The sequence below is a fragment of the Microcoleus sp. FACHB-68 genome (assembly GCF_014695715.1).
Classification (GTDB): domain Bacteria; phylum Cyanobacteriota; class Cyanobacteriia; order Cyanobacteriales; family Oscillatoriaceae; genus FACHB-68.
On sequence record NZ_JACJOT010000006.1, the window covers coordinates 860,167 to 882,104 of the forward strand.

The 21,938-nt window shown below is 44.5% G+C and carries 11 protein-coding genes; 7 read left to right on the top strand and 4 right to left on the bottom strand.

The features are described 5' to 3' along the window. Nucleotide 1 precedes the first annotated feature (1 nt). The 4 genes from H6F73_RS08030 (at nucleotide 2) to H6F73_RS08045 (ending at nucleotide 12,406) form a co-directional block, all read left to right on the top strand. A complete protein-coding gene (locus tag H6F73_RS08030; RefSeq protein WP_190758225.1) occupies nucleotides 2-1,993 on the top strand; it encodes a serine/threonine-protein kinase in 1,992 nt (663 codons plus the stop codon). A 380-nt stretch (nucleotides 1,994-2,373) separates the two neighbouring features. Then, nucleotides 2,374-2,961 carry a hypothetical protein gene (locus tag H6F73_RS08035; RefSeq protein ID WP_199330448.1) on the top strand — a complete coding sequence of 196 codons (588 nt, stop codon included), beginning with the start codon at nucleotides 2,374-2,376 and terminating at the stop codon, nucleotides 2,959-2,961. A gap of 410 nt (nucleotides 2,962-3,371) precedes the next feature. Beyond that, nucleotides 3,372-6,515, top strand: a complete 3,144-nt coding sequence (locus H6F73_RS08040) for a PAS domain S-box protein (RefSeq protein ID WP_190758227.1) — start codon at nucleotides 3,372-3,374, stop codon at nucleotides 6,513-6,515. Between the two features lie 413 nt (nucleotides 6,516-6,928). Beyond that, entirely contained in the window at nucleotides 6,929-12,406 is a 5,478-nt protein-coding gene (locus H6F73_RS08045) for an ATP-binding sensor histidine kinase (RefSeq protein ID WP_242072366.1), read from the top strand. Nucleotides 12,407-12,597: 191 nt separating this feature from the next. Here the strand turns inward: H6F73_RS08045 and H6F73_RS08050 are convergent, their stop codons facing one another. After that, a complete protein-coding gene (locus H6F73_RS08050; RefSeq protein ID WP_190758228.1) occupies nucleotides 12,598-13,800 on the bottom strand; it encodes a phosphoglycerate kinase in 1,203 nt (400 codons plus the stop codon). A gap of 176 nt (nucleotides 13,801-13,976) precedes the next feature. On the opposite strand from H6F73_RS08050, the gene H6F73_RS08055 reads away from it, so the two are divergent. The 3 genes from H6F73_RS08055 to H6F73_RS08065 all read left to right on the top strand — a co-directional run bounded on the left by H6F73_RS08055 (nucleotide 13,977) and on the right by H6F73_RS08065 (nucleotide 17,527). Continuing rightward, complete coding sequence (locus H6F73_RS08055; protein WP_190758229.1) at nucleotides 13,977-14,396, top strand: universal stress protein; 420 nt, start codon at nucleotides 13,977-13,979, stop codon at nucleotides 14,394-14,396. 87 nt (nucleotides 14,397-14,483) lie between these two features. Then, complete coding sequence (gene ylqF, locus H6F73_RS08060) at nucleotides 14,484-15,344, top strand: ribosome biogenesis GTPase YlqF (protein ID WP_190758230.1); 861 nt, start codon at nucleotides 14,484-14,486, stop codon at nucleotides 15,342-15,344. 530 nt (nucleotides 15,345-15,874) lie between these two features. Continuing rightward, complete coding sequence (locus H6F73_RS08065; RefSeq protein WP_190758231.1) at nucleotides 15,875-17,527, top strand: adenylate/guanylate cyclase domain-containing protein; 1,653 nt, start codon at nucleotides 15,875-15,877, stop codon at nucleotides 17,525-17,527. A 226-nt stretch (nucleotides 17,528-17,753) separates the two neighbouring features. On the opposite strand, the gene H6F73_RS08070 is transcribed toward H6F73_RS08065, so the two are convergent. The 3 genes from H6F73_RS08070 to H6F73_RS08080 form a co-directional block, all read right to left on the bottom strand. Continuing rightward, on the bottom strand, nucleotides 17,754-19,658 hold the full coding sequence (locus tag H6F73_RS08070) for an EAL domain-containing response regulator (protein WP_190758232.1): 1,905 nt from the start codon (nucleotides 19,656-19,658) through the stop codon (nucleotides 17,754-17,756). A 5-nt stretch (nucleotides 19,659-19,663) separates the two neighbouring features. After that, nucleotides 19,664-20,779: a cache domain-containing protein gene (locus H6F73_RS08075; protein ID WP_347239495.1), complete on the bottom strand. Its 1,116-nt coding sequence runs from the start codon at nucleotides 20,777-20,779 to the stop codon at nucleotides 19,664-19,666. A 524-nt stretch (nucleotides 20,780-21,303) separates the two neighbouring features. After that, a complete protein-coding gene (locus H6F73_RS08080) occupies nucleotides 21,304-21,933 on the bottom strand; it encodes a Uma2 family endonuclease (protein WP_190758234.1) in 630 nt (209 codons plus the stop codon). Nucleotides 21,934-21,938: the final 5 nt, after the last annotated feature.

Genomic DNA, 21,938 nt, shown 5'->3' on the forward strand with positions numbered 1-21,938 from the left:
CATGCGTTTACCCATACCCCTTGGGACTGTCTTGCAAAATCGCTACTATTTAATCGACCTTCTCGGTCTTAGGGGATTTGGCCGCACGTATTTGGCCAAAGACCTAGAACGCGACAGCGAGTTGTGTGCGCTCAAAGAATTGATTCCCGAAGGGGTTGCCGATCAATCCGAATTTTACGAACGCTTCCGAGAGCAAGTCTTTGCCTTATTTCGCATTCGCCACCCGCAAATTCCCCAGTTCCGTACCACTTTTGAGCAGGACAACCGTCTGTTTCTCGTTCAAGACTACATAGAGGGGAAAAGCTACGCGACGCTGCTAAACGAGCGCAAAGCACCCCGCTCTTCTGCGCTTACCGGCACAACGAATGAGGAGACGCTGCCCTTTGGGGGTGCCTTTTCCGAAGAGGAAGTCTTGCAACTGCTGCTGCAACTGCTGCCGGCCTTAGAATATCTGCACGGCATGGGAATCAGCCACGGGCGAATTTCTCCAGAAAATATAATTTTGCCGGCAACCGATAGCCGCGCCATTTTGCCAGAGGATAACGACACATCGACACCAGCAACGCCTCTGCCGGTGCTGATCGATCTCGGTGTGGTAAATGAAATGATGAGCCGGTTGAAACAGCTCGCAACAGCAGGAGGACAACCGGCAGAGGTAGAAACTCCCCCAGCTGACAAAAACGCGACCAGTAATGACCTTTATGCTTTAGCAGTGACAGCCGTTGTACTGCTCACCGGGCGAAAGCCGCAAGAATTATTTGATAACACGAAACTTATTGAAGATTGGCAGTCTTTCGTGCCGGCAAGTCCCCAGTTCGCCCGCATCTTAAATCGGATGTTGAGTGACAGCCCAGAAAATCGCTACCAGTCGGCGCGTGAAGTTGCAGGCGCTCTTTTATTGCTGAGTTTCCCCGCTCCCAATACCCGACTGCCAACCACCACTCAACCCCAGCGCCCGACTCCTCAACCCTCGATTTGGGGCAATCCTTGGGCGTATGTGCTCAGCGCCGGCCTGGTTTTAACCGCCGGCATTGGTTCTTGGGCGGCGATCCGATCCCTGATGGATCGTCCCCTAGTGCCGGCAACCCTCACCCAAACACCCGCAGCGTCTACCAGCGCCCCCTCCTCCCCACAACCGAATGCAACGCCTCAACCGCTCAACGTGGTGCCAGATAAAATAACCACGGTTGAAGGCACCCTCAGTCCTAATCAAACCCTCACTTACCTGATTCCTGCTCAACAATGGCAACTCTTAAGCGCCTCCCTCACCGGCACAGGTGTTTTAATGAGCGTCCTCAACCAAGATCGACAACCGATGAATCAGCCTGTGAAGCCGGTGGAACGCTGGGAAGGCTTGCTTTCTTCGTCTGGAGACTATTACCTTCAGCTCAACCCTGCACAAGGCAGTGAGCCGAAACCGTACAAGCTAGACATTAATTTAACCGGCTATTTTCCCAGAAAATTATGTCAGGATCCTGATGCCGAGGGCATTGAGCGTTGGTATCCAGTTTTGATTGAATACAGCCCCGAAGCACTGCAACGGGTGCAATCTGATTACTGCCGTGATACCTTTATCACACCCAAAGCATCAGCCGGCAACCCTGCTGTCCTGGTGGGGTCTTTTGGGGATCAAGCCAAAGCTCAAGCGTTTGCGGATTTGATGAACCGCGAAGTTGGCAGTGCAACCGTTGGGGAACCGACAGCCGGTAGTCCAAAAAGTTCGTGTAGTGATCCCGATCCCGGTGGCACTCAGACTTGGTATCCGGTTTTAGTGGAATATACCAAGGAGCACTACATTCAAATTCTGTCCTACTGTCCCAATGCCTCTGTGACACAGAAATCCTCTGGCAAAGGCTCGTATATTGAGATCGCTACATTTCTGGATAAATCAAAGGCAGCTCAGATGGCCAATTTCATCACCCAAGAAGTTGCCAGCGCTGAAGTTGGGGCTGCTTCCACCCGTCCAGTTCCTAAACCCGCCGGAGTGAAGTAGGCTGTCTTTAATCGCGCTTGCCGGCTGTTTTGTTGAAAAAACGTTAAACTTGTCCGGGTACTTGACGCAATGGATGCAGTCTGAAACGTCAGAGTGCAGATCCGGCAGCACATCTTTTATTTGATGTAGAATTCGTTGAATCGCTCATTATTTAATATCAAGTTTTTTTCTGAAATTTTACTTCCTGCTTAAACTATAGTTAAAAGCTATCAATCGGAAGTGGTAAAAATGTGTTGAAATTGACTTCTTGACTCACAGACTGTCAAAAAATCAAGAATTTATTTTTTGGTGGCTGCTTAAGGTTAAATTGATGGAAGTTAGAGTGCATCAACTGGATGTGGTTTCGTCGTGATTCAAAGGTAAGGGCGATGAGTGATAGTATGGCATTTCTGGCAGGGACGGCCTTCGCTGGGATTGCGGCTTTGCTCTTGCTGAAAGGAGGAGGAACGCCAGCCCAAATTTACCCCCCCAATTCTCTTCCGCCGCCGCCGCCTGCCTTGTCTTCGAGCAATACGCCTCTACCGCCGCCGCCGCTGTTGCCGGCACAGACAAGCTCCAATACAGAACAGCAACGCTACGACATGGAACGGCTCAAAGCTCAGATGGATCAGCAAAAGACTGACATCGAACAGCTCAAAGCTCAAATCCAGAATCAGCAAATGCTGATCCAAACCCTATCGGCGCAGGCTAAAGTCAATGCCTTAAGTTCCCCAAATTACCCAAATCAGGGGATGGTTTCCGTTCAGCAGCCGGCAAATCCCATGCTTTCTGGCATCCTCTGGGCGTTAGGCGGCGCGATTGTGACGGTGATGGGGGGAATTGTGCTAGCAGCAGCGATAACATTGCTCTCACAACAGCAGCGTCCTTCTCGTACCGTACAACTAATTCACCCCCTGAACGATCGACCGACTTACTTGCCGCCGAAGCGACGCAAGCGAGCTGAACCTAATGAATATTACGAAGAATAATTGTAGAGCCGGTTTTTTTGATTTCAGATCGCCTATGCCGGCTGGGTTAGTTTATGTTTCTCACCTCATAGAACTGAATAGCCGATACCGTTTACTTTGCTACATCTCTACAATTGAGCGGGAGAGTTCTTCGCGAGTATGGGCAGCCGGCATATCAGGAGATGGCAGAAGCCGGTGTAGAGATTTTATTATTTTTCTCGATTCACTTAAAGACTTGACTTCAACCTGTTCTAGGGGAAGCAACCTTAACCAATTTTTTATAAACTGGAAAGCTATAATCCAGAGCATCAGCGATAGGATATCTTTAGGTTTGCAAGAAAAATAGCACCGCATTCATTTGTGGCAAAATTTCTAAACCAAAATACAAAATAATAAATCCCTAGTTTTATCAAAAATAGCAAGTTTTAGGAATGATTTTTCTTCACAATTTAAAATGGATGAAAGATTCTCAGGATCAACCTTCTTTCAAACTTCCAAATCAAGATTTAAATGTCGAATTGTCTAAATCTGAAGAACTGTGCCGGTTAAAAGCAGAATTACAGCGATACCGAACCCTAGACGAAAATCTTCCCGTCGGTCACTTTACCGTAAACTCAGAAGGAATTATTCAGACAGTTAATTCATTTGCGGCAACTCATTTAGGCTACGGTGTGGAGGAACTAACGGAACAATCGATTTTTAATATTACTCATCCTGAAGATCGAGAACAACTGCAAGCAAACTTAAAAGCTATCTTTGAAAATTCCATAAAAAGTTGCGATTGGGAATTGCGTCAAATCTCCAAAGACGGCAACATTTTGTGGATGAGAACAATTGCCCGTGCGGTGCCAGAAGCTGATAGCAATTCGCTCCTCCTCATCTGCGAAGATATCACCCCGCGCAAGCAAGTTGAAAACGAACTTCGGTTAACCAGAGTTGTACTGGAATACGCGGTGGAAGGCATTTCGCGGCTAGACAAGCAAGGGCGTTACATTGCTGTTAATAAAGCTGATGCCGGCACACTCGGTTACACACCGGAAGAAATGATAGGCATGGAATGGCAGGTAACTGTACATCCTGAAGATCAAGAAAAGATGATAGCTGCCTACCAGCAAATGCGAAGAGATGGCAAGGTAGAAGTTGAAGCCAAGGGTGTGCGGAAAGATGGTTCAATTTTTTACAAACAGTTAGTGATGGTTGCCGCCTTTGATAGCCAGAAGCAATTCATCGGGCATCACTGCTTTATGAAAGATATTACCGACCGTAAACAGGCAGAAGCAGCACTGCAAAAAGCTCACAACGAGTTAGAAAGGCGAGTAGAGGAACGCACAGCCGAATTCACGCTACCCAATGGACTCTTAAAACAAGAAACCGCCGAACGCCGGCGGGCAGAGGAGGAATGGCAAAAGCTGGCTTCACTGGTTGAAAACAGTACCGATTTTATTGCAATGTCTTCCCTAGAAGGAAAAATTATTTTCGTTAATGAAGCGGGGCAAAAATTGGTAGGTTTAGACAATTTAGAAGCAGCGCTTGCTAAAAAATTGTCTGATTACTTTTCTGAGGAAGCCTGGGCACAGTTTTGTGAAGTGACGTTGCCGGCACTCATGACAACCGGCCATTGGGAAGGAGAGGGCCAACTTCGTCACTTTAAGACGGGCAAAATGATCGAGGTTTACAGAAGTTGTTTTGTCGTCAAGCATCGGCAAACCGGCGAAAGGCTTTGTATTGCAACAGTTCAGCACGACATTACCGAACGCAAACAAGCAGAAATCGCCCAGAGACAGCAAACTGAACGGGAGAAACTGAGCAGACAAATTTCCCAGCGCATTCGCCAGTCTTTGAACTTAAATGAAATTCTCAATACCACCGTAGGGGAGGTGCGAGAATTTTTAGAAACTGACCGAGTGTTCATCTATCGATTTGAGCCAGATTGGAGCGGGGTGATCGTTGTAGAATCTGTCGGTTCTGGCTGGACGCCGATTTTAGGCACGAAAATCAACGACGGCTATTTTGCAGCAACTTATGTTGAACCCTACAGGAACGGTCGGATTCAGGCAACTGATGATATTTATGCAGCCGGTTTCTCCCAATGCCACATCGATTTACTCGAACAACTTCAAATTAGAGCAACTTTAGTTGTCCCCGTTCTGCAAGGAGATCAGTTGTGGGGACTACTGATTGTCAATCACTGCCGTGCACCCCGGCAATGGCAGACGTTGGAAATCGATCTGATCAAGCAACTGGCAACCCAGGTAGCGATCGCAATTCAGCAATCACAACTCTACCAGCAAGTGCAGTTGCTCAACGTTGATCTCGAAAGTCAAGTGCGGGAACGTACTCGCCAACTGCAACAAGCGCTGAATTTTGAATCCATGCTCAAACGAGTCACGGATCATGTGCGCGACAGTCTAGACGAAAGCCAGATTTTGCAAACAGCGGTGGAAGACTTAACACAAGTGCTGGGCATTGATGGCTGCGATACAGCTTTGTACGACCTCAACCAAGGCACAGCGATCATCAGCTATGAGTACACCCCCCGCCTATCCTCCGCTAAAGGGCACATCATACGAATGGCGGACTTTCCAGAAGGCTACCGCCAGCTGCTGCAAGGTCAATATTTCCAGTTTTGCGAACTCATCGCTAGCCTCCGCGAACCGCTTTCTATTCTGGCGTGTCCGATTTTTGATAATGAAGAAGTGCTGGGTGATATGTGGTTATTCAAGCAGCCGAATGATGGTTTTAATGAGCTAGAAATTCGGCTGGTGCAGCAAGTGGCAAATCAATGTGCAATCGCGATTCGTCAAGCGCGACTTTTCCAAGCTGCTCAAGCACAAGTGGAGGAACTTGAGAAACTTAATCGGCTGAAGGATGACTTTTTAAATACTGTTTCTCATGAATTACGAACACCCATGTCTAACATGAAAATGGCCTTGCAAATGTTAGAAGTTTCCATGAATCGACAAAAGAAGCTAGGTGCTGAAACGGGTGAAGCCCAGGCAGCGGCTAGCCAGGTGTTTCGCTATTTTGAGATATTAAGAGATGAATCGGAGAAAGAAATTAGTTTAATTAATGATTTGCTAAATTTGCAGTATCTTGATGCCGGCACTCAACCTTTAATGCTAACGTCGATTCATTTACAAGATTGGATTTCTCATGTCATTGAGCCTGTTGAGCAGCGGTTTCGGCAGCAGCAGCAAATCTTGCGCGTTGAAATTGCTTCCGATTTGCCTCCCCTTGTTTCCGATATGTCGGCATTAGGGCGCATTTTGGAAGAACTATTAAATAATGCCTATAAATACACGCCACCGCAGGGAGAAATTACTGTTACAGCCCAAATGGAATCGGGAATGCTACAGTTAAAAGTTAGTAACACCGGCATCGAGATTCCGGCGAGTGAGTTTTCCCATATTTTTGATAAATTTTATCGCATTCCCAATGCCGATCCCTGGAAGCAAAGCGGGACTGGATTGGGATTGGCCCTAGCAAAGAAACTGGCAGAACATTTAGGGGGAAGACTTTGGGTTGAAAGTGGTAAAGGTCAGACTTATTTTACTCTTGAATTACCTATAACTTGAGGGGCTAGCAGCTCAGAGGGCAAGCCTCCAAGCTAGGGGAAGCTTTTAATGAATTCCTGCAAACCAGCACCATTGAGGGTGAATTTCGAGTAAAACTCTACCAGCCCCTTTATTTTTTGGGGTCAACTACTTAGTCTATCAATCTAGTGAACATAATGTATTCTTAAGATTTATTAAGGTTTAATTATTTTTTAATTTAAGCTTTAAAGTAGTTAAAGATACATAATATTTTTTCTACATGGGCATCGTCTGCAAGGTCGATTATTTTACGAATGCCCAAAAAAACCTCCATCTTTGATGAGAGGCCGGCTTGACTATCCCTCAAAGCATTTAGCAATTTTGAGGGGAAGTAAATTTGTTAGCAAATTTTTCAGCTTTTTTGAAGTTCTGATTTTTTCCGAAGAATCGGTTCAATGCAACTATACCAAACTCAAACAATTAAATCAACCGAAAAAATGACCATTTTTCTGAGCGGCTACCAAATCCTTAAAACTATTCATGAAGGTGCCAATACAGTTATTTACCGGGGACGCAAAGAGTCAGATAACTCCTCAGCCATCATAAAAACCCTGAAAGCCGAGTATCCTACAATTGAAGAAATTACCCGCTTAAGACATGAATATAAAATCATCCAACCTTTATCTATAGAAGGGGTTATCAAAACTTATGGACTCCAAAATTACCAGCACAGCTACGCCCTAATTTTAGAAGATTTTGCCGGCTTGCCTCTTAAAGAATTAATCAACAATCAAAGATTATCTTTATCTGATGTTCTTCAGGTGGCAATAAACCTAGCTCATACGCTAGGACATCTGCATTTATCTCACATTATTCACAAAGATATTAAACCCAATAATATCCTTCTTAATCCTCAAACAGGGCAAATAAAACTTATTGACTTTAGCATTTCATCGCGCTTATCTAAAGAAACCCCAACCCTTAGCAATGCCAACTTGCTAGAAGGCACCCTCGCCTATATGTCGCCCGAACAAACCGGCAGGATGAATCGTTCTTTGGACTACCGCACTGATTTTTATTCTCTGGGAATCACTTTCTATGAAATGCTAACAGGTCAGTTGCCTTTTGATTCCACCGATCCAATGGAATTGATCCACTGTCATATCGCTAAAATGCCGGTTCCTCCTCACCATCTTAATAGAGAAGTCCCGCAAGCGGTTTCGGATGTCGTGATGAAATTAGTTGCTAAAACCGCTGAAGACAGATATCAAAATGCTTGGGGACTCAAAGCAGATTTAGAAGAATGTTTGAGGCAACTGCAAACCACAGGTAAAATCGAGGAATTTGTTCCGGGCAAATTAGATAAATCTGGTCAATTCCTGATTCCGCAAAAACTCTACGGACGTGATGCGGATGTAGCAACTTTGCTAGATTCCTTCCTTCGCGTAGGAGTGAGTTCAGATGATAACTCTTCAGAAAAACAAATAATTTTAGAGCCAAACTTTCACCTAAAAGGCAAAGCGGAAATGATGCTGGTTTCCGGATACTCCGGTATTGGAAAAACCAGTGTTGTTAACGAAATTCACAAACCCATCGTCAAAGCACGAGGATATTTTATTGCCGGCAAGTTTGACCAGTTCAAGCGAAATATCCCCTATGCCGCCATCATTCAAGCATTTCAAGCATTGATTCGACAACTTTTAACAGAAAATCCTGAAGAAATTTCGATTTGGAAAGAAAAATTAGAAGTTGCTTTTGCTCAGAATGGGCGAGTCATTACGGATGTAATTCCCGAAGTTGAACTAATTGTTGGGGTGCAACCAGAAGTTCCCAATTTAGGGCCGGCAGAATCTCAAAATCGCTTCAACCGGCTGTTTAAACAATTCATCCATGTCTTTACCACCAAAGAACACCCCCTGGTTCTCTTTTTAGATGATTTGCAGTGGGCGGATAGTGCGTCTTTAAAATTAATTCAATTGTTGATAACTGACACAGATAGCCGGTATTTGTTGGTGATCGGGGCATATCGGGATAATGAAGTCAGCCCAACGCATCCGTTAATGCTAACTTTAGAAGAAATTCAAAAAGCCGGTGCTGCGGTTAATAATATTGTACTCAAACCTTTAGACTTTGAAAACGTCAATCAATTAGTTGCCGATACCCTTCATTCAGAAACCCGCTCAAAAACCCTCGCTGAGTTACTTTTCAACAAAACGGGAGGAAATCCTTTTTTCTTAACCCAATTATTGCAGACGCTACACTCAGAAAACTTGCTGAATTTCGACTTTATGGAAGGTTGCTGGCTGTGGGATATGGAAAAAATCCAAGCCATCGGCATTACAGATTTTAATGTTGTTGAACTCGTTGCCAGAAATATTCAAAAACTCCCCCTAGAGACACAGCAGGTTTTAAAATTAGCCGCCTGCATCGGGAACTCTTTTAACTTAGATGTTTTGGCAATTGTTAACGAGACATCAATGTTAATTACCGCCAATGAGCTGTGGGAGGCGCTACAAGCCGGCTTGATTTTGCCACTGAGCAATGCCTACAAAATTCCCCTATTTTTTGATAAAGAACATCAGGGAGATTTGCTGGTAGAGAATGTCAGGATTGGCTACAAGTTTTTACATGATCGCGTGCAGCAGGCAGCGTATTCTCTAATTCCTGAAGACCAGAAAAAAGCCGTACACCTGAAAATTGGTCAGTTGCTGTTGCAAAAAACAGCTAAATCTGCTTTAGAAGAAAATATCTTTGATATTGTCAACCAACTGAATATCGGACTTGAATTTATCAAGAATCCCTCAGAAAAAGAGGAACTTGCCAAACTGAATTTAATGGCAGTACGGAAAGCCAAGGCAGCAACCGCTTATGAAGCGGCTGTGCGGTATGCGAATGTTGGTTTGGAACTTCTCCCAGCGTCAGGGTGGCAAAATTACTATGAATTGACGCGGGATCTCCATGTTGAAGCCGTGGAAGTGGAATATTTAAACACTAATTACGAGCAGGCAAAACAGCTTTCTGAAATTGTTCTACGACAAGCAGAATCCCTACTCGAAAAAGTCAAAGTTTATGAAATAAAAATCCAATTTTATATTGCTCAAAATTTGATGCAAGAAGCTATTAACACAGCTTTAGAAGTGTTAAAAATGCTGGGTGTGTTTATTCCTAAAAATCCCAACAAGATAAACATTTTAGTCGGAGTGCTTCGCACAAAGCTTACCCTAAACGTCAAGCAAATTGAGGATCTAGCTCAGTTGCCAGAAATGACCGATCCTTATAAGCTTGCGGCTATGCGGATCTTGATCGCTGTCCTCGTTCCTGCTTTTCTTACGGCTCCAAGTTTATTTCCAATTGTGACCTTTAAAATGGTCAATCTTGCTGTCCGTTATGGAAATTCTCCACTGTCTGCTTACGGCTATACACTTTACGGCTGGCTGCTGTGTGGGGCACTTGGGGATATCAATTCTGGATATCAATTTGGCCAGCTTGGCATCAGGCTGTTGGATCAATTTGATGCTAGAGAGCTAAAATGTAAAGGCATTAATATCTTTAATGCCTTTATCCGGCACTGGAAAGATCATGTCAGAGAGACTATTCAGCCTTTTGTTGAAGCACTGCAAATTAGTTTAGAAACTGGAAATATAGAGTATACAGGCTACAGCGCAATCAATTACTGTCACTACATTTTTCTAAAGGGTGAGCATTTGCCAAAAGTCAGCGCTCACCAGCGTCAGTACATTGATTTAATGCGAAAGCTGAAACAAGAGTACGTCATTCATTCGATTAGCATAAGCCAGCAAGCTGTCTTAAATTTACTCGATTTATCTGAAAACCGATGCAGTTTAATTGGGCAAAGCTTTGATGAAAATGAAATGTTGCGAATTTTTAAAGAGGCAAATATTATCACGTCTCTTTTTATAACCTATTTTTACAAATTAATGCTTTCCTATCTATTTAAAGACTACAAGGGAGCAATAGAAAGTGCATCTTTAGCGGAACAATATGCAGCCGGCATTTCTGGGTTCTTAATACTTTCAGAACACAATTTTTACTATTCTCTTGCACTGCTCGGTTTCTGCTCAAGCTGCGATGATCGGGAAACGAATGAAATTCAGCTTTCTCAAAAGCAAGCGTTGAAGCTAGTCAATTTAAATCAAACAAAACTGAAGCTATGGGCTGTTGAAGCTCCAGAAAATTATCAGCATAAATATCTCCTAGTTGAAGCAGAAAAAGCGAGGGTTTTGGGGCAAGAGGTTAAAGCGATGAAGCTTTACGACTGCGCCATTCAAGGAGCAAAAGAACAAGGATATATCCAAGAAGAAGCGCTCGGTAATGAATTAGCAGCAGAATTTTACCTCGCTTGTGGCAGAGAAAAAGTAGCCAAAACTTACATGACAGAAGCTTACTACGGCTACATTCGCTGGGGAGCAACTGCCAAAGTTAAAGACTTAGATGAAAGGTATCCCCACTTGATTTTCCGGACGCCTCAGCAAGCAACCCTAGACCTTGATATTACTCAGACAACTTCCTCAATTGGCAAAACCGCTCAAATTCTCGATTTAGACACAGTTCTCAAATCATCTCTGGTGCTGTCAGGTGAAATTGTTCTGAGTAACCTGCTGAATAAATTGATGAAAGTTGTCATTGAAAATGCCGGTGCTCAAAAAGGCTTCTTCCTCAGTCAGCAAGAAAATCAATGGGTGATAGAAGCCGAGGGATTCGTCGGTGAAGATCATGTAACCGTTACACAATTTATTTCAAGCAACGCTCAAGAAAAATTGCCAGTTTCTCTACTCAACTATGTGGAAAGAACCAGGGAAAATCTCGTTTTAGACGACGCCTCCAATGTCGGTACTTTTGCAGCAGATCCTTATATTGCCGGCAACCAACCTAAATCTATCTTGTGTTCTCCCCTCATCCATTCAGGTAAACTCACAGGCATTCTTTACTTAGAAAATAACTTGACAAAGGGAGCTTTTACTCCAGATCTGCTAAAAGTTTTAAACCTCTTAACGGCTCAAATTTCTATTTCTATAGAAAACGCTCGTTTGTATGAAAGAGAGCGAGAAAAATCCCAACAACTTGAACAATTTCTCTACAAACTGCAACAAACTCAATCCCAACTCGTTCAAACCGAAAAAATATCAAGCTTAGGACAACTCGTTGCCGGTGTTGCTCATGAAGTAAATAACCCTGTGAGTTTTATCAATGGCAACTTGCATCACGCAACTCAGTATGTCAAAGATTTGCTGAACCATCTCCAACTGTATCAAAAATATTTACCGGCAGCCCCCGATGAAATTCTAGAGGATGCCGAAGAAATTGATTTGGAATTTCTGATGGAAGACTTGCCAAAAATGCTGTCTTCCATGCAAGTTGGCACAGATCGCATCAAAGAGATTATGCAGTCGTTACGCAACTTTTCGCGGGTCGATAGTGCCGAGAAAAAGCCGGCAGATATTCACGCCGGCATTGATAGCACCCTAATGATTTTGCAACACCGGCTCAAACCCAAAGGAGAACAAAAAGCGATTGTGGTGGTGAAAGAATACGGCGAATTGCCTTTAGTTGAATGTTATGCCGGCCAACTCAATCAAGTGTTTATGAATCTGCTTGCCAATGCGATTGATGCGATGCAAGAAGCAAGACTCACCAGCGAAAAAGAAATTCGGATTCGCACAGAACTAATCGAGAATAACTGCATAGCCATCCAAATTCAAGATAACGGGCCGGGGATGACAGAAGCAATCCAATCTAAACTTTTTGAACCCTTCTTCACAACCAAGCCGGTGGGTAAAGGCACAGGCTTAGGCTTATCGATTTCGCATCAAATTGTCGTAGAAAAACACGGTGGGAATTTACAGTGTTTTTCTGATCCCGAACAAGGTGCAAAGTTTGTCATAGAAATTCCGATACAGGAGAACCCAAATTAAAGCGTGTCTCCCTATCTTGCAACCTCGCAACTGAGTAGGATGCGTAATTCACGCACCCTACTCAGAAACCGGGTTTGATTCAGGTTCAATTTGCCGGCAGGATATTACGCAACCACTAAAAGCAGTTAGAGAGGGAGAGGGTTCTCCCCCTCAATCCTATTTAAGGTTGAACTGCGTAAATCCTCAGATCCCTAGGCTTCGTCTAGCGCCGCGATCCCAGGCAATTCCTTGCCTTCGAGAAGTTCTAAGCTAGCGCCGCCGCCGGTGGAAATATGGCTCATTTGATCAGCCAAACCGGCTTTTTCTACAGCCGCTACAGAGTCGCCGCCACCGATAATGGTGCTGGTGCCTTTCGGGGTGAGTCCCGCCAAAGTCTGGGCGATCGCTTCAGTACCCACCGCAAATTTGTCGAACTCAAACACGCCCATTGGCCCATTCCAAATCACCGCCTTGCAATCTGCAAGCGCATCTTGGAACACTTTGATAGAGTCCGGGCCAATATCCAAACCCATCCAGCCATCGGGGATGCTTTCAACGCTAACGGTTTGAGAATCTGCATCCTTATCGAATTTATCCGCCACCACGACATCGGTAGGCAAAAGAAACTCAACGCCTCTTTCTTTGGCTTTCGCTTCCAAAGACTTCGCTAGTTCTAGCTTGTCTTCTTCAACGAGAGATTTGCCAACACTCAAGCCACGCGCTTTGTAGAAGGTGAAAACCATGCCGCCGCCAATCAGCAGCTTGTCGCACTTTTCTAGCAAAGTTTCAATGACGCCGATTTTGCTGGAAACCTTGGAACCGCCGATGATCGCGGCTAAGGGACGCTGGGGATTTTCAATGGTCGCTTGCAGGTATTGCAGCTCTTTTTCAATCAGATAGCCGGCAACAGAAGGACTCAGGTAGTGAGTCACCCCCTCCGTGGAAGCGTGGGCACGGTGAGCTGTGCCAAATGCATCATTGACGTACAAATCGGCATTTGAGGCCAGCTTTTTGGCAAATTCAGGGTCGTTTTTTTCTTCTTCTGGGTAGAAGCGGACGTTTTCCAGCAGCGCCACGTCTCCATTTTGCATTTGAGAAATTGCCTGAGTGACTTCGTCGCCAATGCAGTCATTGCACTTAACAACTGATTTGCCCAGCAATTCAGAGAGGCGATTGGCCACCGGCGTTAGGCGCAGCTTGTCATCAACGCCCTTGGGACGACCAAAGTGGGAACAGAGGATCACCTTAGCACCTTTGCCGGCTAAGTCTTGGATGGTCGGTAAGGCAGCGCGGATACGGGTATCATCTGTGATGTTGCCGGCGTCATCCAGGGGGACGTTAAAATCGGCCCGCACTAATACACGCTTACCCGCTAAGTCTGACTCCGATAAATTTGCTACAGTTTTCTTGGGCACAGATAAAACCTCCAATTGCGTTACTTTTGTTGAATTTCCATCGCATCCGTGCGAAGATCGATAGCTCACTCTGCTGCCCTGAATCAAGGCCCAAATAACTAGCACGGATGCATCGAAATCTACCGGGTGGTTCGCCGTAAACATTTTATCTGAGAGTGTGTCCTGGAGAGGGGTGTATGTTTAAGACTGTTTTATTTCCCATTGATCAAACCAGAGAGTCCCGCGAAGCGGCTGATACGGTTGTTAATATTGTGAAAACCTACGGCAGTCGCTTGGTGATCGTGTCGGTGCTTGAAGTGCCGGCGGAAGGGGAGGAATCGCCCCCTGCACCTGCAGATCGAATGACATCACCAGAGACGGTTGCGGAACTGCTCAAGACTGCCCAAGCAATGTTTTCTCAGCAAGGCATCGAAGCTCAAACCGTTGAGCGCGAAGGCCGGCCCGCTTTTATGATCTGTGATGTCGCTGATGAAATTGGCGCTGATCTGATTATTATGGGCTGCCGTGGCATTGGTCTGACTGAGGAAGGGGCTGCTGACAGTGTCAGTAACCGAGTGATCAATTTATCTCCCTGCCCGGTGCTGATTGTTCCCTAGTCAATTGTCATTTGTCCTGAGTTCTTGGCAAATGACAGTTCACCCATCGCAGTTGACCCGTGACAAGGGACAGAGGACTAAGGACAAATGAGCAGCATTCAGTGGTATCCCGGTCACATTGCCAAGGCGGAACGGGCACTCAAGGAACAGTTAAAGCGTGTGGATGTGGTATTAGAGGTGCGCGATGCCCGCATTCCTCTGGCAACGCATCATCCCCAGACGGCGCAATGGGTGGGCGCTAAGGGGAGGGTTTTGGTGATCAATCGCCTGGATATGATTACACCGGCAGCGCGGCAACGGTGGGAAGAATGGTTCCGAATGCAGGGGGAGAAGCCTTATTACACAGATGCACAACATGGCAAAGGTGTCAAGGCCATCTCTCAAGCAGCGCAGGATGCCGGTGCACAGATGAATGAACGAAGACGCGAACGCGGGATGTTACCGCGTCCTGTCCGTGCAGTCGTGATTGGGTTTCCCAATGTGGGTAAATCAGCGCTGATTAATCGGCTACTAAACCGGCGCGTGGTGGAAAGTGCAGCACGTGCGGGAGTCACCCGCCAGCTGCGCTGGGTGCGAATTTCTGAGGAAATTGAGTTGCTAGATGCGCCTGGGGTGATCCCCGCCAGGATTGAGGATGAGGACAATGCCTTTAAGTTAGCAATTTGTGACGATATTGGGGAGGCATCTTACGACAATTATTTAGTTGCAGCAAAGCTGGTAGATTTACTCACGTATCTTGAAGCGACAAGTGAAGGGATCGTCTCATTAAATTTATTGCAGTCGCGTTATGAATTAGACCCGATTTCGATAGAGGGGGATGAGTATCTACAAGCGCTGGCAAAGTTGCGATATAAAGGCGATGTAGAGCGAACAGCGCGTCAGTTACTGACGGATTTTCGCAAAGGATTGTTAGGACAGATTCCCTTGGAGTTGCCGCCGCCGGTGTAATGCAGAGGGGAACAGAGGAAGAGGGGGAGAGAAAAAACAACAAGGAAACTCAACTGCCTAAAAGCTTCCCCAATCTGATTTTGGCAATTGAGAAAGAGAATTTTTAAGAGTATTTTGCGTTAAAGTCGCTTGAAATTTACCCCGGTCGCCACACCTGAATGCTTGACCTATATTAGCTTTTAGCAATTTAAATTTATGTTTAAAATCAAAAATCACAAATCGCTGAATGGGGGAAGTGTCACAAGAGCAAAAATGCCGGCAATCGGCTGTAAGCTTCAAAGATAGATTCCATCGAACAGCGTGGCAGCGATAAAATGATGTACACAAGGGTATATCGGGTGCACGACCCTTAGCGTTACTGAAAATTTAAACATAGCCGATCCTTTACGAAAGGATTTTCGTCAGCGTTAATATAGTCCCAGGAATTGCCGGCAGAACGCCATAGCCTTGGGGGGTGCGGTTCTACCCTTCGATCGTCCCAGGAGTTCTTGCACGCCTTATTCGCCAGCGTTCAATGAGGTTTGGAAGTCATGGCTGAGTTTAAGCTGCGCGTACAAATTGAGGGAAATCTTGAAAAAACCATTACGGTGGATCGAGATGAATTTACAATGGGCCGCGCTCCAGAATGCAATTTACATTTACCTTCTAGCGCTATTTCTAGATGCCACGCCCGGTTTACGAAAGCAGGGGAAGGCGTGTGGAAAATTGAAGATTTAGGGAGCAAAAACGGAACGCGCTTAAATGACAATTTGGTGATAGCTCCCGTCAAGGTTAAACATGGTGACATTGTGCAAATCGGCCATGTTTGCCTGACGCTACTTTTTAATGAGCCGGTTTCATCACAGCCGGTTGTGACAGTAAAAATCCACCCCCAGGTGAGCGCACAAAAAAGTCCGATAGCTCCGATAACACAGGGAATGACGATTTTGCGGAATGTCACAGAGTTGCAACAGCAATGGATACAAGTTGATAATCAAGGAGACGACAATACTAACAAAGAAAAAGCAATCGCTCGGTTGAAAGATTTAGTAGATATTGCTAAATGTCTGAATTATGCTGAATCTATAGAAGCAATTTTTTCTCAAGTACAGCGAGTTGTTTTTCGCGAACTTAGCAGTATTGATCGCTTAGCCTTGTTAATTGATGTTAGCGGTTTGGGAAAACTTGAATTACTAAATGCGGCCACGAGAAATGCTTCTAAACAGCAAAATCTAGCCCCCGATGGAAGTTGGATTAGCCGCAGTATCTGTCAAAGGGTGTTTGCCGATAAAGTTGCCATTCAAACGGCTGATGCCCAGATGGATAAACGCTTTGAGGATGAGTTTAGTATTATTGCTAACGATATTCGTAGCGCAATGGCGGTGCCTTTATGGGATGAAAATAAAGTTGTTGGAGTTCTTTATGCCGATGCTAATCTTTCGTTCAGTCATTGGACGAAGGGAGGAGAAGAAGACCTCAGCTTTTTTTCAACGTTAGCAAATCTGGTCGCTTCCAGTGTGCAACGCTGGCTGCTGGCACGAAAATTGCGAAGTGAAGAAAAAATTCGGCACAGATTAGAGCGCTATCACTCGCCGGCAGTCGTGCAACAAATGATGGTTGAAGGAGCCTTAGAAGTCGGTCGTCTGATGCCGGCAGAGGGTGAGATTAGTATTCTTTTTGCCGATATTGTTGGCTTTACTGCGCTTTCAGAACGGTTAAGTCCTGCACAAATTGCAGAACTTCTCAATGCGTTTTTTGAGGAAATGTTGCAGGAAGTTTTTGCGGTTGGTGGCACTTTGGATAAATTTATCGGAGATTGCATTATGGCATTTTTTGGCGCTCCAGAAGTTCAGCCAGATCATGCTGAAAGAGCTGTGACAGCAGCCCAGGGAATGCTGGCTCGGCTCGAACGTTTGAATGCGAATCAAGCATTACGCGAACCCTTGCAATTGCGAATTGCGATTAATAGCGGAAAAGCCGTTGTTGGCGATGTCGGCAGTTCTCAAAGAGTGGATTATACAGTATTAGGCGCAACGATTAATTTAGCGTCTCGGATGGAAGGAGTTTGCCCCCCCGGTGAATGTGTGATTAGTGAAGCAACCTATCAGTTACTAAAAGAACCCCAAGGTTTTGAAGTAATGGGAGAATTTCGGTTTAAAGGAATTGACCGGCCTGTGCAAGTTTACCAAACAAAGCGGCATTAATGGTGCCTTTTCAGGAGATGCCGGTTTATGAATCGGCTCCCCTGCGGGGTTATCTTGATTCAATTAATCTTTTTATTTAATTGAGTGCCGGTTTTTAATTTTACTGAAGGCTGAAAATTTTTTTGATGAAAATCGCTATTTTTTATTAACCAGATAAGAATCCGGCATTTTTTTCCTTTCTGTAAAAATAGAAACGCAGTAAATTTTATAACTCAAAAAAATGTTTTTAGTTTGAATCTGGGTTCTGAGTCCCGATCATTAACCCAATAAGTTCGGTTGCCTTTTCCGTATCTACCGGCTTAGAAAATAAATATCCTTGCCCCAACTCGCACCCCAACTCGCGTAGTTTCTCTAGCTGTGCCGGTGTTTCGATACCTTCTGCCACAATATCCATCCCTCGACTACGAGCTAGCGTCACAATTGTCTGAACAATTTCTACGCCACTATTATCTGGTCCGATACGGCTGACAAAAGAGCGATCAATCTTTAAAGTATCAATTGGAAACTCGTGCAAGCGGCTTAAAGAAGAGTAGCCGGTGCCAAAGTCATCAATACACAATTGAATGCCAAGAGTTTTGAGCTGCTTCAACATCCTTTCTTCCCAAGATAGTGTTTCTAGAATGCAACTTTCGGTAATCTCTAGCTTGAGTGAGTCTCTGGGAATACCAGTCTCCAGCAAAATTTCCTCGATTCGATTTAGCAAGTTTGGTTGCTTGAGCTGCACGGCTGAAAGATTCACACTAATTGTTAAGGGAAAAATTTGGGGAAACTGTTGCTGCCAAATATTGATTTGGCGACAAGCTTCCTGCAAAACCCACCACCCCAGATCGTTAATTAATCCAGTTTCTTCAGCCACAGGAATAAACTCGGAAGGCGGGTAGGTAACGCCCGATGCTTGATGCCAGCGCACCAAAGCTTCAAAGCCGCTCAGTTTCCCCGTAGAAAGGGCAACAATTGGCTGGTAATAAAGGCAAAATTCTTGGAGCGCAATTGCCCTTCTCAAGTCATTTTCCATCTGCAAGCGTGCCATCGCAATCGTTTGCATGGCTGGATCAAAAACTTCGTAACGCCCTCTGCCTTGAGCTTTAGCATAATACATTGCGATATCCGCATCCCTGAGTACGTCTTCTGGGCGATCGTAACCCATTGTGCTGTGGATGATACCAATGCTGATCTCGGTAAACACTTCATAATCGTTCAAATTCAACGGCAGTCTTAATTGCTTTTGAATGCGTTCAGCCACCCTAATCGGTTCTTCCAAATCTTTAATATTTTCCAGCAAAATAACAAATTCATCGCCTCCAAAACGCGCAACTGCATCTGTTTGGCGTAGAGAAGCTTGCAGTTTTGCGGCAACACTTTTTAGTAATTCATCGCCTACCAAGTGTCCGAGGCTATCATTAACCACTTTGAAGCGATCCAAGTCAATAAATAGCACTGCATATAAATAATCTTGATGTGTATATGCTTTATTGATCGCCTGTTGCAGCCGGTTCATAAACCAAGCTCGGTTAGGCAACTCGGTTAGCCCATCATGAAAAGCATCATGCCCTAATTGTTCTTCTCTCTGCAATAACTGAGTTTGAGTTTGCTGGAGAGCGTGCAAAGCTTGTGTGAGTTCAGCCGTTTGAGAAGCCACCCGTTCTTCTAACTCAGCAGTGAGCGTCTGCAACGCCGCTTCCGCCTCTTTTCGCGCTTCAATTTCCTGCTTAAGAAGCACATTTTGTTTTTCTAACATCTTCGTCAAATTTCGTAGTCCCAGGTGTAACTGCACACGAGCAAGGACTTCCTCTTGCTGAAAGGGTTTGGTAATATAATCCACCGCTCCCAGCGATAGTCCTTTAACCTTATCCACCCGCTCAGTTAACGCTGTCATAAAAATTACAGGGATATCTTTTGTTGCCACCGATGCTTTTAAGCGGTAGCAGGTTTCAAAACCATCTATCCCCGGCATCATCACATCCAACAATATGATATCTGGCGAAACTTCTTTTAGCTTTTCAAGAGCGCTTTCCCCATCTTTAGCCACTAGAACTTTGAATCCTGACTCTCTTAAAAAGCTGAACAGAACTTTAAGGTTAGTAGAGTTATCGTCAACAATCAAAATGGTGGATTCGTTGTTACTGTCCATATTAATCATCCACAAAATATGTTTTTACAAACTTTATTATTTCTTTTTCTGCAAAATTTTAAGCCCATTACTGGCATCACTAAGTCTGTAATTATTAAATCTGGTTTAAAATAAGCAGCCTGATCTAGCCCCTCTTGTCCATTACACGCTTCCATAATTTTAAAACCAAGAGGCTCTAGCATATTTCTAAGGACATTTCGATTCTCACGCCGATCATCTACGAGCAAAATTTTATATGTTTCTCCTCTAAAGCCGCTTATTTTATCTGAAAAATTCATTGAATCTGACTCAATATATTGAGACGCTACAGGCAAATCTAAGTCGAAATAAAAAATGCTGCCGGCACCAAGAACACTCTCGACTTTTAAGGGGACACTGCTTTCAATCGCTTTTAATATCAGTGTTTCCTTGCCATCCTTGCTTTTGAGAAATGGGTTCTCGGAGGTGGAAGAAGCCACTAGCAGCCCCGACCTTTCTATGATAAAGGTTTTTCCTGATTTTCCTATTTTTAAACTTTGCAGGAAGTCACCAATTTCTGACAAAAATAAATCGGTACTGACGACTCCCCGGAACGTGCCATTTTTGTCGTAAAATGGCTGGCTAGCGGAGATTCCCAGACTGGGTTGAATATAATATTGATAAATTTTATTCCATTGAGATTTGCCGGCAGCTTTTGCGGTCTTATACCAAGGGCGAATGCGGGGATCATAGCCTATGTGTACTTCTTTAAACTCTGTTGGATTGCCCTGCTTATCTGCCTTGATTATTGTATTAATAAAATTTGTAGATTTATCTGTTATTTCAATAACAACTGTGCCATCATCCTTATAATCGGCACCCGCATATTCTTTACGTTCTCCTCCGAAACTAATGTAGTTTACGGTGGGAAATTGCTGCAGTTGCCAGAAAAAGTAACTTCTCATCGGAATCATGTTATTTGGATTCCATAGATCGAAGCGACGAATGGCATCAACACTGATGGCATTAACCAAATGAGGCGTTTCTAAGTAAGTGTGAAGTTGCTGCTTGATGCGACCAAGAACCTCCATTCGCAATTGGCTGGTGACATTGTTGACAGCAATTGTTCCATTTCGTAGCGAAAACCACCCAGTCAGTCCCACAGCGGCAAAAATTTGCAGGACGAAGGGAACGACTAAAACGAGGCGCAGGGGGATTTTTCCGGGGCTTTTTGCTGCAATTTGAGACTCGGTTGTAATTAGCGTCATGCTGGAGTCGTTTTAGTGTTGGAATGGTTTCGATAACAACTGTGGCGAACTCTTGGCCATGCAAAGCCGGCTCTATGGTAGTGATCTATGCCCTATATTTTGAACGTCAATTGTATTTAGTGATATCTTATTCATCAAACTTAAGGAAGCACTCCAAGGAACTGAGAAAAGTTTAACTTTAAATCAATAGATGTCGTTTATTGAGAATATTTTTGGGTTGAGCGATGTTGGAGGAACCGGCGCAACATCAAACAGGTGATGCCGGCATCAACAAGCGATGCAATTTTTACTTACATAACCTGCCGCGCTGCTATTTACGGAAGTGGCTTTATTTTAGGGGCAATTCCGCTTTGGTATTACTAACGTTGCTCGAATCCTGCTCGTAAACAAAATTACAGCAGCCATCGCTTAGCATTCGTTTACACTTTAGTCTTAACCCAAGCGCGGAATGATTGTAACAAAGCGATTTCGCCGGCAGTTTTACTTTGCTCTACAAATCCAGCGATTTCTGTTACAGATACTAGCGGAAATGCAAGGCTGAACTCACGCTCAACATAATTTTCCTCTAGAAGCTGATAAAACTTTAAAACTCGCCCGTTATATTTCCAAAGTTCAGGAATGCCGAGTGCTGAATAAATCCCGAACTTATTAACAGAACTGCTAGTAATATCAATTTCAACGGCTAAATCAGGAGGCAGATCAGTTTTTAAATCAAGTGTTTGCCGGCCTCTCACTGCCGACTCATTTTGAATATAATAACAATTGTCCGGTTCTATGCCTTTTTTTAAATCCTCTCGCTTCAGCGTCATCGAGCCGGCACTTTTAATTTCAATCCCCAGTTCTTCTGCCAAAATAACAATAAGACGATCTAACTGAATTTTAGGATTTTCATGCTCGTAAAGGGGAGTCATAATTTCAAGAATCTCACCATCATAGGCAAATCGCCAACCCCGATCTTCACCTGTATCCCTCAGTATGGCTTCAAAAGTTGGCCAGCTAATATTTTTAAGGATGGTTCGCTGTTCTGCTGGAGTTGAGGTCGTAATCATCTCAA

Bases quoted from the DNA above. Each gene is read 5' to 3' on its own strand.
- H6F73_RS08030 (WP_190758225.1), top strand. From the start codon at position 2: ATGCGTTTACCCATACCCCTTGGGACTGTCTTGCAAAATCGCTACTAT.
- H6F73_RS08035 (WP_199330448.1), top strand. From the start codon at position 2,374: ATGGCATTTCTGGCAGGGACGGCCTTCGCTGGGATTGCGGCTTTGCTC.
- H6F73_RS08040 (WP_190758227.1), top strand. From the start codon at position 3,372: ATGATTTTTCTTCACAATTTAAAATGGATGAAAGATTCTCAGGATCAA.
- H6F73_RS08045 (WP_242072366.1), top strand. From the start codon at position 6,929: ATGCAACTATACCAAACTCAAACAATTAAATCAACCGAAAAAATGACC.
- H6F73_RS08055 (WP_190758229.1), top strand. From the start codon at position 13,977: ATGTTTAAGACTGTTTTATTTCCCATTGATCAAACCAGAGAGTCCCGC.
- ylqF (WP_190758230.1), top strand. From the start codon at position 14,484: ATGAGCAGCATTCAGTGGTATCCCGGTCACATTGCCAAGGCGGAACGG.
- H6F73_RS08065 (WP_190758231.1), top strand. From the start codon at position 15,875: ATGGCTGAGTTTAAGCTGCGCGTACAAATTGAGGGAAATCTTGAAAAA.
- H6F73_RS08070 (WP_190758232.1), bottom strand. From the start codon at position 19,658: ATGGACAGTAACAACGAATCCACCATTTTGATTGTTGACGATAACTCT.
- H6F73_RS08080 (WP_190758234.1), bottom strand. From the start codon at position 21,933: ATGATTACGACCTCAACTCCAGCAGAACAGCGAACCATCCTTAAAAAT.